A 12,735-nucleotide genomic window follows, 5' to 3' on the forward strand; every position below is an offset into this window, starting at 1 on the left:
GAAAGCGCAGACTCACCGAGCCCGGCGGTCGAACGGAAGCAGCGCGCCCGCGCGCTTCACGGTGCGGATGACGGGTGCCGTCTCGATCGCCCGGATTCCGTCCAGCGCGGCGATCCGGGTGCTCAGGTAGCGCCCGAGGTGCGGCGAGTCCCGGCAGTTGACGGCCGCGAGCAGGTTGGTGGGCCCGGTCGTGTGGGCCACCAGCGACACTTCCGGATGCCCGGCCAGCGCAGCGGCCGTGGCGGCGAGCCGCGCGGGCCGTACGGACATCCACAGCCGGGCCTCGGCGCGGAAGCCGAGCGCCGCGGGCGGGACGTCGACCAGCAGGGTCAGCACCCCGGCCGCGCGCAGCAGGGCGAGCCGGCGTCGCACGGTGGACTCGGACCAGCCGGTCGCGACGGCCAACTCGGCATGGCCCGTCCGTCCGTCCCGTGCCAGCAGGTCGAGCAGCGGGCGGTCGGCGGGCCCCAGCGAGAGCCCGGCAGCGTCCGAGAGCCCGGCAGCGTCCGACGCACCCGAGGCGTCGGCAGCGTCGGCGGGCTCGGAAGCCTCGACGGGCTCGGAAGCCTCGACGGGCTCGGAAGCCTCGACGGGCGGGGCGAGCAGCGCGGCCTGATCCGGGCCGAGCCGGGCCGGCCCGGCCCAACTGTTCGGCAGCACATGACTGTCGAGCAGCAGGTGGGCGGAGACGGCGGTGATCCGGCCGGTCCGGGGAAGCTTGTGCAGCAGCAGCACCTCGCTCTCGTCGGCGGTCGAGGTCTGGACGGTGCACGAGATCTCGGTGCCGCCGGAGAGCAGGTGGACGTAGGCGGTGTCGGCCCGGGTGGCGAGGGCCCCGGCGATGGCCGTGGCCGCGTCGGGCGTGCACTGCAGCCGGATGGTCCAGGCGTGGTACCCGAGGCGGGCGCCGTTCAGCCCGCCCACCACGCGGAGGACCCCGGCCGAGCGGAGGCGGCGGTAGCGGCGGGCGGCGGTGTTCTCGGAGACGCCGAGAGCCTTGCCGATCAGGCGGAACGGGGCCCGCCCGTCGATCTGCAGCGCGTGCACCAGGGCGCGGTCGGTCTCGTCCAGCGTGACGGTATCCGTCTTCATGGGCCGCCAGTGTGCCAGTTCCCGCAGCCTTCGGAGGTATGCGTGGCGGGCCGATGGCCCCGAGCCGGACGGTGAGTGCGTCCGAAGTACCTCTCCGAACAAGCTCTGCGGAGGAAAGCCCCGTGCACAAGTGGTGGCCGCTGGTGGCGGTCTGTCTCGGCACCTTCCTGTTCCTGCTGGACACGACGGTGCTGTCCGTCGCCCTGCCCGACATCGGGTCGGGGCTGAACGCCCCGGTGTCCGTGATGCCGTGGGTGGTCGACGTCTACACGCTGGTGCTGGCCGTGCTGATGCTCACCGTGGGAGCGGTGGCCGACCGGTACGGTGCGCGCACGGTGTACCTGTTCGGTCTGGCGGTCTTCGGCGCCGCCTCGCTGGCCTGCGGACTGGCTCCGAACACGGGCATCCTGATCGCCGCCCGCGGCGTGCAGGGCGTCGGCGGCGCGGCGATGGCGGTGACCGCCCTGGCCCTGCTCGGTTCCGGCTACCGGGGGCCCGACCTGGGCCGGGCCATGGGAGCCTTCGGCGCGGTGACCGGGCTGGCTGCGGCGGTGGGCCCGGTGCTCGGCGGAGTCCTCACCCAGTACGCGAGTTGGCGTGCGGTCTTCTTCCTCAACCTTCCGCTCGTCGCCGTCACGGCGGTCCTGTCCCGGCGGGTGCTGCCGGTGCCGGTGGGGCGTCGGACCACGGGCGCCCGCGTCGACCTGCCGGGCGCACTCGCCTTCGCCCTGTGCGCGGGTTCGCTGACCTCCGCCCTGTCGCTGCTGGGTGAGGGACGTCGGACCTCGGCGGGCGTGCTCGGCCTGCTGGCCGTCGCCGGAATCGCGCTGGCCGTCTTCGTCCGGGTCGAACTGCGCAGCCCCGCACCGCTCTTGGAGCTGCGCCTGTTCACCCGGGCGTCCTTCTCGGCCGTGCTGACGTGTGTGGTCGCGGCCACTGCCGCCTTCGCGGCGCTTGTCTACACCTCCATCTGGCTGCAGTCCGGTCCGGGCCTCGGGCCGGTGCGCGCCGGGCTGGCGCTGATGCCGCTCGCGCTTGCCTCCTTCGTCACCTCGCTGGTGAGCGGCCGTCGACTGCACGGCCGTTCGCCGCGCGCCGTGCTGGGCACCGGTCTGCTGCTGAGCGGGATCGGCTGCGCGCTGCAGGCCGGGTTTGGGGCGGGATCCTCCGCCGCCTCGCTCGTGGCCGGGCTGGCGTTGACCGGGGTCGGCGTCGGACTGACGGGCCCGGCGATGGGTGCGGCGGTGTTCGCGGCGTTGCCGCCGGAGCGGGCGGGTGCGGCCGCCGGCGTCATGGCGACCTTCCGTCAGTTGGGGCAGACCCTGGGCGTCGCGGCCTTCGGCGTGCTGTTCCGGCAGGGCGGCGGGGAGCCGTCCGAGGGCCTGACCCGGGTGCTGGTCGCGGCCGCGGCGGCCGGGCTCATCGGCGCGGTGTTCGCCTACGTGTTCGTGCCGAGGGCACTGCCGGCGCCGCTACCGACGGTGGAGCCGGCGCCGACGCCCGTCCGCCCGCGCTGAGGCGCGGGCGGGAGCCGGTCGGTTCCGGCCGGGGTGAGGGCTGCGGCCCGGTCGGGGCTCAGGTGCTCGGCACCGGCGGGGTGGCGCGCCGCTCGCGCAGCGTGCGGAGCATCCGGCGGGTCGCCTTGGTGGCGACCGGCGGCAGCAGTTCCAGCGCCAGCCGGCGCGGGGCGGAGCGGTGGACGGGGGCCTTGACCCGGTAGTTGAGGCGCAGTACGGGCCTCCCGGCGATGGTGTCCTCGTCCACCGTGTAGCCCTCGGCCCGCCAGTCCCGTTCCAGCAGGACCTGCCGGGCGGCCGCGGCGTCTCCCCAGGTGCCGTAGAACTTCATCGGGGTGAGCAGCACCGGGCGCAGCCCGGCGGTGAAGACCGCCTCCCAGACCGCCGCCGAGACGCCCGGGGTGTGCTCGGAGCGGTAGTCGTCGAGGGCGACCAGGCCGTCCTCGGCGAGCGCGGCCCGTGCCACGGCGATGTCTCCGGCCACGTGCTCGTAGAGGTGGGAGGCGTCGACGTGGACGAACCGGCAGCTGCCCGCCGGGATCCGGCCGTCGGCCAGTACCGAGGTGGGGGCCTGGACGATCTCGGGCAGCTCGGGGTGGAAGGCCAGGTAGTTGGACTCGAAGGCGCTGCGGGTCAGCGTCTTGCGGTAGGACATGGTCATCTCGGCGGCGTTGTCGTCGTCGTCCGCCTCGGAGTCGAACAGGTCGCAGACCGTCAGCCGCTCGCCCGGCCGCAGGTGGTCGCCGAGCAGGACGGCGCTGCGGCCCAGGTAGCTGCCGAGTTCCAGGATGTCGCCGGTGACCCCGGCCGAGCTCTGGCTGGACAGCAGGTGGCCGAAGGCGGCCCGATCGAGACTGAAGAACCAGCCGGGGATGTCGTCCCGCTTCAGCGGCGCGGGACGGGTGGCTGCGGTCTCGGCAGTGGGCACGGCGGCCTCCAGGGGGACGGCGGGGCGCGGTGGCGGGTCACGCCGCGGAGGGGACGCCGAGGTCGTGAGGCGGATCATCATAGCCACGCCGGGGCCCGGTGGAACCAGGTGCGGAACGACCGTATTCCGGTTGTTCGCTCGACCGTTCGAGCGAGCGGGGCCGCGGGGGCTGCCGGGTCGGCAGGGCCACCGGGGTCTCCGGGGCTGCTGCGGCTAGCGGGGCCGTCCGGACAGTCCGGGTTGTTCCAGCTCCGCGATGGTCTCCTCCAGCCAGGCCAGCTCGGCCGCGGTGGACGCCCGGGCGACGAGCAGCATCCCGCGCCGGAAGGGGTTGGGCTCCCGTTCGGCGGTGACCGGCCGGCCGTCGCCGTCGTAGAAGAAGCTGGTCGGCGCGGTCAGGAAGGCCAGGCGGCGGCGGAGGACGGCGGCCTGGCGGGGCGGGTCGGCGAGGTGGTGCAGGAACGTGATGAGCGTGAAGAAGCGGATCTGGTCGGTGATCTCGGCCTGCTCCGGGTCGGCCAGCCGCCGCAGCAGCTCGGCCCGGCCGGCCTCGGTCGGCTCCAGGGTCTGGCGCGGCGCGGAGCCGGTGCCCGGTTCGGTGCGGCGGGACAGCAGGCCGGCCTTCTCCAGCCGCGCTATGGCGGGGTAGAGCGCACCGTCGCTGACCGGGCGGACGTGGCCGGTCAGGCCGGTGATCCGGGACTTGAGCTCGTAGCCGTGCAGCGGCTGGTCGTACAGGAAGCCGAGGATCGCGAGGGTCAGCACGTCGAAGCCCTTCCGTCGGAGTGCGCCCGGTGGAGCGTCATGTTACCTCTTGCCGATGTACCTCGAAACGATGTATCTCTCATCGAGGTTGCCGTCCAGGCCTCCGGCCGGGCAGGCCCGGGGCCGGGTGACGGCGGAACAGGGGAGGAACCAATGCGCGGGCACACGTCCCGACTCACGGCGCTCGCCGTACCCGTCTATGCGGAACTGCTGTCCGGAGTGATCGCCTCGGTGATCGGCACGCTCTGGGTGGCCGGCCTCGGCGGGGCCGCGGTCGCCGCCGTCACACTGGCCGGAACCGTCGAGAACCTGCTGCTCGGGCTCGTCCTGGTGGTCAGCTCCGGGACCAGCGTCCGGCTCTCCCACGCCCTCGGCGCGGGCGACCACGCCGAGGCCGCCCGGACCACCCGCGCAGCCTGGCGGCTCTGCGCCGCCGGCAGCCTCGCGCTCGCCGTCCCCGGCTTCCTGCTGCGCGACCGGCTGGCGGGCGCCTTCCTGGACGGCGAGGCCGCCGCCCGGGCCGCCGAGTACTTCACCGTCGCCTTCCCGGCCTTCGCGCTGTTCTTCGCCCAGCGCGTCGCCGACGAACTGTTCAAGGGCGCGGGCGACACCCGTACCCCGATGCGGATCGCCCTGCTCTCCAACGCGCTGCTGCTCGCCCTCGACCCCCTGCTGATCCTCGGTGCCGGTCCGCTGCCCGCCCTGGGTGTACCGGGCGCGGCGTCGGCCCTCGCCGCCTCGCGGGCGATCGCCTTCGCCGTCACGCTGCGACTGCGGGGGCGACAGCGGGAACGGCCGCGGCCGGGTGCGGCCGACGCCACCAGGGGAGCGCGGGCGGCGGCGGTGCGGATCGTGCGCGCGGGAGCGCCGTTCGGCCTGGACTTCACCGCCCGGATGGCCGTCGGCACGACCCAGCTCGGGCTGGTCGCGGGCTTCGGCGTCGCGGCGGTGGCCGGGTACGGGGTCGGCTACCGCGTGCTGCTCGTCGTCACCATGGCCTTCTACGCGCTGCGCCAGGCCGCGGCGATCGAGGCCGCCCGCCTCACCGGCGCGGGGGAGGGCGGCGCGCTGCGCGCCCTGAGCCGCGACACCGGACGCCTCGCCGCGCTCGTCGGCGCCGTTGCGGCGCTGCTCTCCGCGACGCTCGCCGCCCCGCTGGCCGCGCTCTTCACCGACGACCGGGCGGTGGCGGCGCAGTCCGTCGGGTTCCTGCGGATGGCGGCGCTCTACCTCCTCCCGTACGCACTGGTGGTGGCCCTCGGCGGCGTGTACCAGGCGGCCGGTGCCGGCCGCCCGGTCGTGCTCTCCGTCCTGCTCGGCCTCGGCGCCCAACTCGCCACCTCGGCAGCCCTGTCGGGGCCGTTGGGGGTGTCTGGCGTGTGGCTCGGACCGGCGGTGGGCGCGGCGCTGCAGCTCGTACTGCTCGCCGCCCTCACCCGCCGCCGGGCAACGCCACCGCCGTTGCCGAACTCGAAGCCGACGCCGAACTCGACGCCCGACTCGAAGCCGACGGCGAACTCGATGCCGAACTCGATGCCGAAGCCGACGTCGACGTCGAAGCCCGCACCGACGTCACTCCCGGCGGTTTCCGACGAGCCGTAGGCGCTCCGACCGGTCGAATGACGCCTGCCGGCAAGGACGTTCACCGAGCGGTCGCGCGCGGCCCACCCCGGGCGTGGGCCCACCCCGGGTGCGGGCACCCGGCGGCCGTGCTCGGCCGTGCCTCGGCTGTGCCTCGGCTGTGCCTCGGCTGTGCCAGAGTAACGGGCATGGCATCCACTCCGGACGGGCGGCCGATTCCGCCTGCGCACGCCGACGAACGCGCCATGCTGGAAGCCTGGTTGGACTTCCAGCGGGCCACGCTCGCCACGAAGGTCGCCGATCTCGACGACGGCCAGGTGCGACAGGCGGCCGTGCCGCCGTCGACGATGACCCTGCTGGGCCTGGTCCAGCACCTCGCCGAGGTCGAACGCACCTGGTACCAGCGGGTGTTCGCCGGCCGGGAGGTGTCGCCGGTCTACGGTGCGGACAACCCGGACGGGTACGGACTGGACCGGGCACGGGGTTTGGCCGAGGCGCTCGCGCGCTGGCAGGCGGAGGTCGAGCACGGGCGCGAGCTGACCGCCGGGGCGTCCCTGGACGCGGCCGGCCCGCTCTCCGCGCAGGCCGCGGCGGCGGTCGGCTCGGAGACCGTCTCGCTGCGCTGGATCCTGGTCCACCTGATCGAGGAGTACGCCCGCCACAACGGCCACGCCGACCTGCTCCGCGAGTGCCTCGACGGGGTCACGGGCGTGTGACGAACTCCCCTTGCCGATCGGCCGTCCGACCCGGCAGCCGGGCCGCGAGCAGGATGCCGACCGCCGCCACCGCGGCCATGGCCAGTGCGGAGGGCGTCAGCGCCGCGCCGGGCTCCGCACGGCCGGCCACGGTGGTGGCCAGCGCGATGCCCAGGGCGGGGCCGATGTTCAGTATGGTCTGCTGCAGTCCGCCCGCGACGCCCGCCTCGGCGGCGGCCGCACCCCGGACCACCAACGCGGTGGCGGTGGCCATCACCGCGCCGAAGCCCGCGCCCAGCAGCAGGAAGCAGCCGGCGATGGCGACGGTCCCCGAACCGGGCCCGAGCCGGGCGGTCAGCAGCGTACCCGAGGTGACCAGGGCCGTTCCCGCCAGCACCACGGCCCGCTCGCCGTGCCGGCGCGCCGCCCGGGCCGAGGTCGCCGCCGTCAGGATCATCGCCACCGCGAGCGGCGCCGCCCGCAGGGCGCTCTGCAGCGGGTCGAGCCCCAGCACGTCCTGCAGGTAGTACGTCGCCGGGAAGAGCACGCCCTGGAGTGCCGCCGAGGCCGCGAGCAGGACGCCGAGCGGCGGCGCGACCGCCGACGAGCGGAGCAGGGCGGGCGGCAGCAGCGGACGGGCGGTGCGCCGCTCGTGCCGGGCCAGGGCCACCGCGAGGGCGGCGGCTGCCGCGAGGCCGAGCGCCGTGCCGGCCGACCAGCCGGAGTCCGGGAGGGCGACCAGGGTCTGCACCAGGCAGGCCAGTGCCAGCGCGAGCAGGGCCGCACCAGGCAGGTCGAGCCCGCCGCCCCGGACGGCCGCCTCGGGACGTGCCGCGGCCGGCACGGCGAGGGCCGCCAGCAGCGCGGCGCCGGCCGGGAGCAGGCCGAACACGAAGACGGACCGCCAGCCGAAGTGCGCGGTGAGTGCCCCGCCGACCAGCGGCCCGGCCGCGGCCGCGAGCCCGATCGCCGCCGTGCGCGCCGCGATCGCGCCGGCCAGCCGGTCGGCGGGCCAGGCGGCGCGCAGCATGCCGAGGGTGGCCGGCTGCAGCAGGGCGCCCGCGACGCCCTGCACCACCCGCAGGGCGATGACCCACCCGATGCCGGGTGCGAGGGCGATCCCGGCCGAGGTGGCGGCGAAGCCCGTCACGCCGACGGCGAAGACCCGTCGGTGTCCGTAGCGGTCGCCGAGCCGGCCCGCGAAGACCAGCAGGGCGGCGACGGTGACGAGGTAGCCCGTCCCGGCCCACTGCGCGGCGGCGACGGAGGCGTGCAGGTCGTGCTGGAGGACGGGCCGGGCGACGGTCAGCGCGGTGCCGTCGAGGGCGACCAGGACGGCACCGGTGATGCTCGCGGCCAGGGTGAGCCGCCGGTGCAGCCGCGGCGTCACCGGGCGGCCGGGCCGAGGTGGGCGTCCAGCGCGGCGCGCAGCAGCGGATCGACGTCCTCGCTGCCGGTGATGAGCCGCAGGCTGCCCCAGGCGCGCAGCTGGGCGAGGCCGTGCAGGTTGGACCAGAGGGCGGCGGTGGCGACGGCCGGGTCGTCGGAGCCCGGGTGCAGCTCGGCGACCAGGCCGACGAAGGTGCGGAACAGCGGCACGGTGGTGCGGCGCAGCTCCGCACCGCTGCCCTCCAGCAGGTCGTGACGGAACATCAGCTCGAACATGCCCGGGTCGGCGGCCGCGAAGCCGAGGTAGGCGCGGGCGAGCGCGTCGAGGCGGCCGCGGGCGCCGGCACCGGTGCCGACGGCGAGCGCGTCGGCACCGGCGAGGGCGTCGGTGAGCCTGCCGAAGCCGTCCCGGGCGATGGCGGCGAGCAGTTCGCGGTGGGTGGGGAAGTAGCGGCGGGGTGCCCCGTGCGAGACCCCGGCGTGGCGGGCGATCTCGCGCAGGCCGAGCGCCTGGACGCCCCCGGTGGCCACCAGTTCGACGCCGGCGGCCACCAGTCGGGCGCGGAGGTCACGGTCCTGATCAGTCATGGACACTGTCTACCAGGAGCACGTAGACAGTGTCTACTCGCCCTCCCGGGAGGCCCCGGGGCAGAATCGGGGCAGAATCGGGGCATGGACGAAGGCGGCGAGTCGGCCTGCTGGCTGGAGCGGGTGTGCCCGGAGTGCGGACGGCTGCGCGAGCGGCCCGGCCCGGCACCGTGCGAGCACTGCGGCGCGGTCGAGGACGGCGCCCCGCGCGCGGACGAATCGTCGCGCGAGGCCGGGGCACCCGGGGACGCGGCGCGCCGTTCGACCTGAAACCCGAGAGCGCCGAACCCGCGGAGAAGCCGAGCCCCCGAGAAGCCGACCCCCGGAGAAACGGAACCCCCGGGAAACCGGAGCCCCCGGGAAACCCGAACCCCGGGAAACCCGAACCCCGGGAAACCCGAACCCCGGCCCGGCCGGGGGCCGGACCGGGGCGGCGGACACGGAGGGCTACGGCCCGCTCCGCGCGTCCGCCACGGCCTGCTACTGCGGCGGCTCGTCGCGGAACTGGTTCTTCATCTGCTCCTGGGTAGAGTCCACCTGGCCGCTGTACTTGCCCTGCGTGTGTTCGTCGACGGCGTCGCCTGCCTTGTCGACGGCCTTGTCGGCCTGGTCCTCGTGGCCCTTCAGCAGGCTCTTGAGCTTATCCATCATGGACATGTGGTCACACTCCCGGATGAGACGGCCCCACTCCTCCAATATCACCGCGCATCCCCCCGCGCGCATCCCGCCGGGGTGCGCGGCGGGCTTGGCAAGGCGATTCCGGTCCTGTCAAATCGTGAGTTCACGGCCCGTCGGAAGGAGTCGCCTTGAAGCTGCGCACCCGTCGCTCGACCGCCCCGCTCGACCGTTCCACCCGGCACGACCACACCACCCGGCCCGACACCGCCACCCCGTTACGGCACCCCCGTACCGCCGTCGCCCGGCGCCGCGCGGGTGCCGCCCTGACCGTCGCCGCCCTGGTCACCCCGCTGCTGCTGACCGGTGCCGGGAGCGCGGCGGCCGACCCGGACCCGGCGCGCAAGGGCGCCAAGCTGGCCGCCCGGCTGGTCGAGGCAGCCGACGCCGAGTCCGCCCACGACACCCTGGCCGCGCTGCAGCGGTTCGCCGACCGCAACGGCGGTACCCGGGTGGCCGGTTCGAAGGGCCACGACCAGTCCGCGCAGTACGTCTACGAGCGGGCACGGCGCGCCGGGCTCAAGGTGTCCAAGCAGGAGTTCGAGTACACCTTCTTCGAGGCCCGCACGCAGCGCCTGGACGTGGTGTCCCCGAAGGCCGAGTCCGTGCCGGTGATCGCCATGACGTACTCGGTGGGCGGCCCGGAGACGGGCCTGACCGCCGAGTTGGCCGTCGCCCCGGTCAGCGCCACCACCGGGTGCGCGCCCACCGACTACCCGGCCGGCGGGTTCACCGGGCGGATCGCCCTGATCCGGCGCGGCGGGTGCAGCTTCGCCCAGAAGCAGGCGGCCGCGGCGGCCGCGGGCGCGGCCGGGGCGCTCATCTACAACAACGCCGAGGGCGACCTCAACGGGACCCTCGGGGACCCGACGGCCGGGAAGGTCCCGACCGGCGGGATCACCAGGGCGGCGGGCGAGGCCCTGGCCGCCGAGGCGGCCGCCGGGCCCGTCCGGGTGACCCTCGACATCCGCACCACGATGGAACCGCGCAAGACCTGGAACGTCATCGCCGAGACCCGCGGCGGCGATCCGAACAACACCGTGATGGTCGGGGCGCACCTCGACTCCGTCCCGGCCGGGCCGGGCATCAACGACAACGGTTCCGGCTCGGCGGGCATCCTGGAGGTCGCGGAGAACCTCAACGTCCACCCGGTGAAGAACAAGGTCAGATTCGCCTGGTGGTCCGCCGAGGAGTTCGGCCTCAAGGGCTCCGAGGCGTACGTGAAGTCACTCTCCGAGGCGGATCAGAAGAAGATCCGGCTCTACCTCAACTTCGACATGATCGCATCCCCCAACCACGCGCAGTTCGTCTACAACGGCTCCGGCAGCGCCGGCGGCGGCGCCGGACCCGAGGGCTCGGCGCAGATCGAACGGGACATCACCGGCTACCTGGACGGCCTCGGCCTGCCGCACGACCCGACCGCCTTCGACGGCCGCTCCGACTACGGTCCGTTCATCGACGCCGGCATCCCGGCCGGCGGCACCGACACCGGCGCCGAGAAGATCAAGTCCCCGGAGCAGGCGGAGCGTTACGGCGGCACGGCGGGCGCCGCGTACGACTCCTGCTACCACAAGGCCTGCGACAACCTGGGCAACCTCGACATGGACGCCTTCGACGTCAACATCGACGTGATCGCCCATGCCGTCGGCACCTACGCCTGGGACCTCTCCTCGCTGCAACGGCCCGTACCGGCGCAGTCCCCGTCCGACAAGGCCGCGGCCGCCGCGGCCGCCCCGAGTGCCGCAGGCACCGGCGGCGTGAGCGGCTGCGCCGACGAAGTGGCGGCCTGACGCCCGGGTGGGCCCGCTGCCGTCCTCGGGCGGCGGGCCCACCCGCCCGCCGTACACACCGCTCGCGCCGCTCGCACCGCGCACACCGTGCGCTTCCTCGCCATCCGCTCCCTCCCCTCCGTCATCGCCCCTGGTGGGCGCCGGTGCGGTCACCGTAGCGGAGACCACTGACAATCCGGCCCCCGGGACGGTACGGTGCCGCGCGGAGCGCATCCGCCGAGACCCGGTGGGTGCGCCGGGCCCGGTCCTGCCACCATGGGACCGAGATCACGACACCGTGACACCCTCGGAGGAGTCAGCAACATGAGCACGCACTACGACGTCGTCGTCCTCGGCGCGGGCCCCGGCGGCTACACCGCCGCCGTCCGCTCGGCCCAGCTCGGCCTGAAGGTCGCGGTCATAGAGGCCAAGTACTGGGGCGGCGTCTGCCTCAACGTCGGCTGCATCCCCTCCAAGGCCCTGCTGCGCAACGCCGAGCTCGCCCACATCTTCACCAAGGAGGCCAAGACCTTCGGCATCAAGGTCGAGGGCCAGGTGACCTTCGACTTCGGCGAGGCGTTCCGCCGCAGCCGCACGGTGGCCGACGGCCGGGTCAAGGGCGTCCACTACCTGATGAAGAAGAACGGCATCACCGAGTACGACGGCTGGGGCACCTTCGTCGACGACCACACCATCCAGGTCGCGCTCAGCGGCGGCGGCTTCGACGTCGTCACCTTCGACCACTGCGTCATCGCGGCCGGCGCCACCACCCGCCTGCTGCCCGGCACCAGCCTGAGCGACCGCGTGGTCACCTACGAGGAGCAGATCCTCACCGAGCAGCTGCCGGAGAGCATCATCATCGCGGGCGCCGGTGCGATCGGCGTCGAGTTCGCGTACGTGCTGCACAACTACGGCGTGAAGGTCACCATCGTCGAGTTCCTCGACCGCGTGGTGCCGCTGGAGGACGTCGAGGTCTCCACCGAACTCGCCAAGCAGTACCGCAAGCTGGGCATCGAGGTGCTGACCTCCACCCGGGTCGAGTCGATCGACGACAGCGACGCCAACGCCAAGGTCCGCGTCACCGTCACCAAGGACGGCGAGCAGAAGGTGCTGGAGGCCGACAAGGTGCTCCAGGCGATCGGCTTCGCGCCGCGCGTCAACGGCTACGGCCTGGAGAACACCGGCGTCAAGCTGACCGACCGCAACGCCATCGCCGTGGACGGCCGCGGCCGCACCAGCGTCGAGCACATCTTCGCCATCGGTGACGTCACCGCCAAGCTGATGCTCGCGCACGCCGCCGAGACGATGGCCGTGATCGCCGCCGAGACGATCGGCGGGGCGGAGACGATGGAGGTCGACTTCGTCATGATCCCGCGCGCCACCTACTGCCAGCCGCAGATCGCCTCCTTCGGCTACACCGAGGCGCAGGCCCGCGAGCTGGGCTACGACGTCAAGGTCGCCAAGTTCCCGTTCACCGCCAACGGCAAGGCGCACGGCCTCGGCCACCCGATCGGCTTCGTCAAGGTCATCAGCGACAACACGCACGGCGAGCTGCTCGGCGCCCACCTGATCGGCCCCGAGGTCACCGAGCTGCTGCCCGAGCTGACGCTGGCCCAGCAGTGGGACCTGACCGTCCACGAGGTCGCCCGCAACGTGCACGCCCACCCGACCCTGGGCGAGGCGGTCAAGGAGGCCATCCACGGCCTCGCCGGCCACATGATCAACATGTGACGCAC

General features: G+C 74.2%; 12 protein-coding genes. 6 read left to right on the forward strand and 6 right to left on the reverse strand.

All coding sequences use genetic code 11. The features are described from left to right. Positions 1-12: 12 nt before the first annotated feature. Positions 13-1,092, reverse strand: coding sequence for an Lrp/AsnC family transcriptional regulator (locus ABTY56_RS01825; RefSeq protein ID WP_350625434.1), 1,080 nt, complete (start codon positions 1,090-1,092; stop codon positions 13-15). 122 nt (positions 1,093-1,214) lie between these two features. Between ABTY56_RS01825 and ABTY56_RS01830 the strand changes: the two genes are divergently transcribed. Continuing rightward, on the forward strand, positions 1,215-2,609 hold the full coding sequence (locus ABTY56_RS01830) for an MFS transporter (RefSeq protein ID WP_350625436.1): 1,395 nt from the start codon (positions 1,215-1,217) through the stop codon (positions 2,607-2,609). A gap of 58 nt (positions 2,610-2,667) precedes the next feature. Here the strand turns inward: ABTY56_RS01830 and ABTY56_RS01835 are convergent, their stop codons facing one another. Together ABTY56_RS01835 and ABTY56_RS01840 are read right to left on the reverse strand one after the other, a co-directional pair. Continuing rightward, complete coding sequence (locus tag ABTY56_RS01835; RefSeq protein ID WP_350625438.1) at positions 2,668-3,537, reverse strand: class I SAM-dependent methyltransferase; 870 nt, start codon at positions 3,535-3,537, stop codon at positions 2,668-2,670. 213 nt (positions 3,538-3,750) lie between these two features. After that, positions 3,751-4,302, reverse strand: coding sequence for a PadR family transcriptional regulator (locus tag ABTY56_RS01840; RefSeq protein WP_350625440.1), 552 nt, complete (start codon positions 4,300-4,302; stop codon positions 3,751-3,753). A gap of 153 nt (positions 4,303-4,455) precedes the next feature. On the opposite strand from ABTY56_RS01840, the gene ABTY56_RS01845 reads away from it, so the two are divergent. Then, positions 4,456-5,904, forward strand: a complete 1,449-nt coding sequence (locus tag ABTY56_RS01845) for an MATE family efflux transporter (protein ID WP_350625441.1) — start codon at positions 4,456-4,458, stop codon at positions 5,902-5,904. A gap of 167 nt (positions 5,905-6,071) precedes the next feature. Then, on the forward strand, positions 6,072-6,599 hold the full coding sequence (locus tag ABTY56_RS01850; protein ID WP_350625443.1) for a DinB family protein: 528 nt from the start codon (positions 6,072-6,074) through the stop codon (positions 6,597-6,599). Here ABTY56_RS01850 and ABTY56_RS01855 read toward each other — a convergent pair. Both ABTY56_RS01855 and ABTY56_RS01860 read right to left on the reverse strand, forming a co-directional pair. Further along, positions 6,586-7,968 carry an MFS transporter gene (locus ABTY56_RS01855; RefSeq protein ID WP_350625445.1) on the reverse strand — a complete coding sequence of 461 codons (1,383 nt, stop codon included), beginning with the start codon at positions 7,966-7,968 and terminating at the stop codon, positions 6,586-6,588. The two genes, ABTY56_RS01850 and ABTY56_RS01855, sit on opposite strands and share 14 nt — an antisense overlap. Further along, positions 7,965-8,555: a TetR/AcrR family transcriptional regulator gene (locus ABTY56_RS01860; RefSeq protein WP_350625447.1), complete on the reverse strand. Its 591-nt coding sequence runs from the start codon at positions 8,553-8,555 to the stop codon at positions 7,965-7,967. Before ABTY56_RS01860 ends, ABTY56_RS01855 begins: the two co-directional genes overlap by 4 nt. An 84-nt stretch (positions 8,556-8,639) precedes the next feature. Between ABTY56_RS01860 and ABTY56_RS01865 the strand changes: the two genes are divergently transcribed. Beyond that, complete coding sequence (locus tag ABTY56_RS01865; RefSeq protein WP_350625449.1) at positions 8,640-8,825, forward strand: hypothetical protein; 186 nt, start codon at positions 8,640-8,642, stop codon at positions 8,823-8,825. A gap of 210 nt (positions 8,826-9,035) precedes the next feature. On the opposite strand, the gene ABTY56_RS01870 is transcribed toward ABTY56_RS01865, so the two are convergent. Then, the gene (locus ABTY56_RS01870) at positions 9,036-9,212 is read right to left on the reverse strand and encodes an antitoxin (RefSeq protein WP_350625451.1); all 177 of its coding nucleotides are present in this window, start codon (positions 9,210-9,212) and stop codon (positions 9,036-9,038) included. Positions 9,213-9,496: 284 nt separating this feature from the next. Between ABTY56_RS01870 and ABTY56_RS01875 the strand changes: the two genes are divergently transcribed. Further along, positions 9,497-11,020 (forward strand): M28 family metallopeptidase, encoded by a 1,524-nt coding sequence (locus tag ABTY56_RS01875; RefSeq protein ID WP_502893009.1) that lies wholly within the window; start codon positions 9,497-9,499, stop codon positions 11,018-11,020. A 303-nt stretch (positions 11,021-11,323) separates the two neighbouring features. Next, positions 11,324-12,730 carry a dihydrolipoyl dehydrogenase gene (gene lpdA / locus ABTY56_RS01880; protein WP_350625453.1) on the forward strand — a complete coding sequence of 469 codons (1,407 nt, stop codon included), beginning with the start codon at positions 11,324-11,326 and terminating at the stop codon, positions 12,728-12,730. Positions 12,731-12,735: the final 5 nt, after the last annotated feature.

It is taken from the genome of Kitasatospora sp. NPDC097691, from assembly GCF_040302665.1.
GTDB lineage: Bacteria > Actinomycetota > Actinomycetes > Streptomycetales > Streptomycetaceae > Kitasatospora.

What these genes read in the sequence shown, in the direction of transcription:
- ABTY56_RS01825 (WP_350625434.1), bottom strand. Translation starts at nt 1,092, where the DNA reads ATGAAGACGGATACCGTCACGCTGGACGAGACCGACCGCGCCCTGGTG.
- ABTY56_RS01845 (WP_350625441.1), top strand. Translation starts at nt 4,456, where the DNA reads ATGCGCGGGCACACGTCCCGACTCACGGCGCTCGCCGTACCCGTCTAT.
- ABTY56_RS01850 (WP_350625443.1), top strand. Translation starts at nt 6,072, where the DNA reads ATGGCATCCACTCCGGACGGGCGGCCGATTCCGCCTGCGCACGCCGAC.
- ABTY56_RS01860 (WP_350625447.1), bottom strand. Translation starts at nt 8,555, where the DNA reads ATGACTGATCAGGACCGTGACCTCCGCGCCCGACTGGTGGCCGCCGGC.
- ABTY56_RS01865 (WP_350625449.1), top strand. Translation starts at nt 8,640, where the DNA reads ATGGACGAAGGCGGCGAGTCGGCCTGCTGGCTGGAGCGGGTGTGCCCG.
- ABTY56_RS01870 (WP_350625451.1), bottom strand. Translation starts at nt 9,212, where the DNA reads ATGTCCATGATGGATAAGCTCAAGAGCCTGCTGAAGGGCCACGAGGAC.
- lpdA (WP_350625453.1), top strand. Translation starts at nt 11,324, where the DNA reads ATGAGCACGCACTACGACGTCGTCGTCCTCGGCGCGGGCCCCGGCGGC.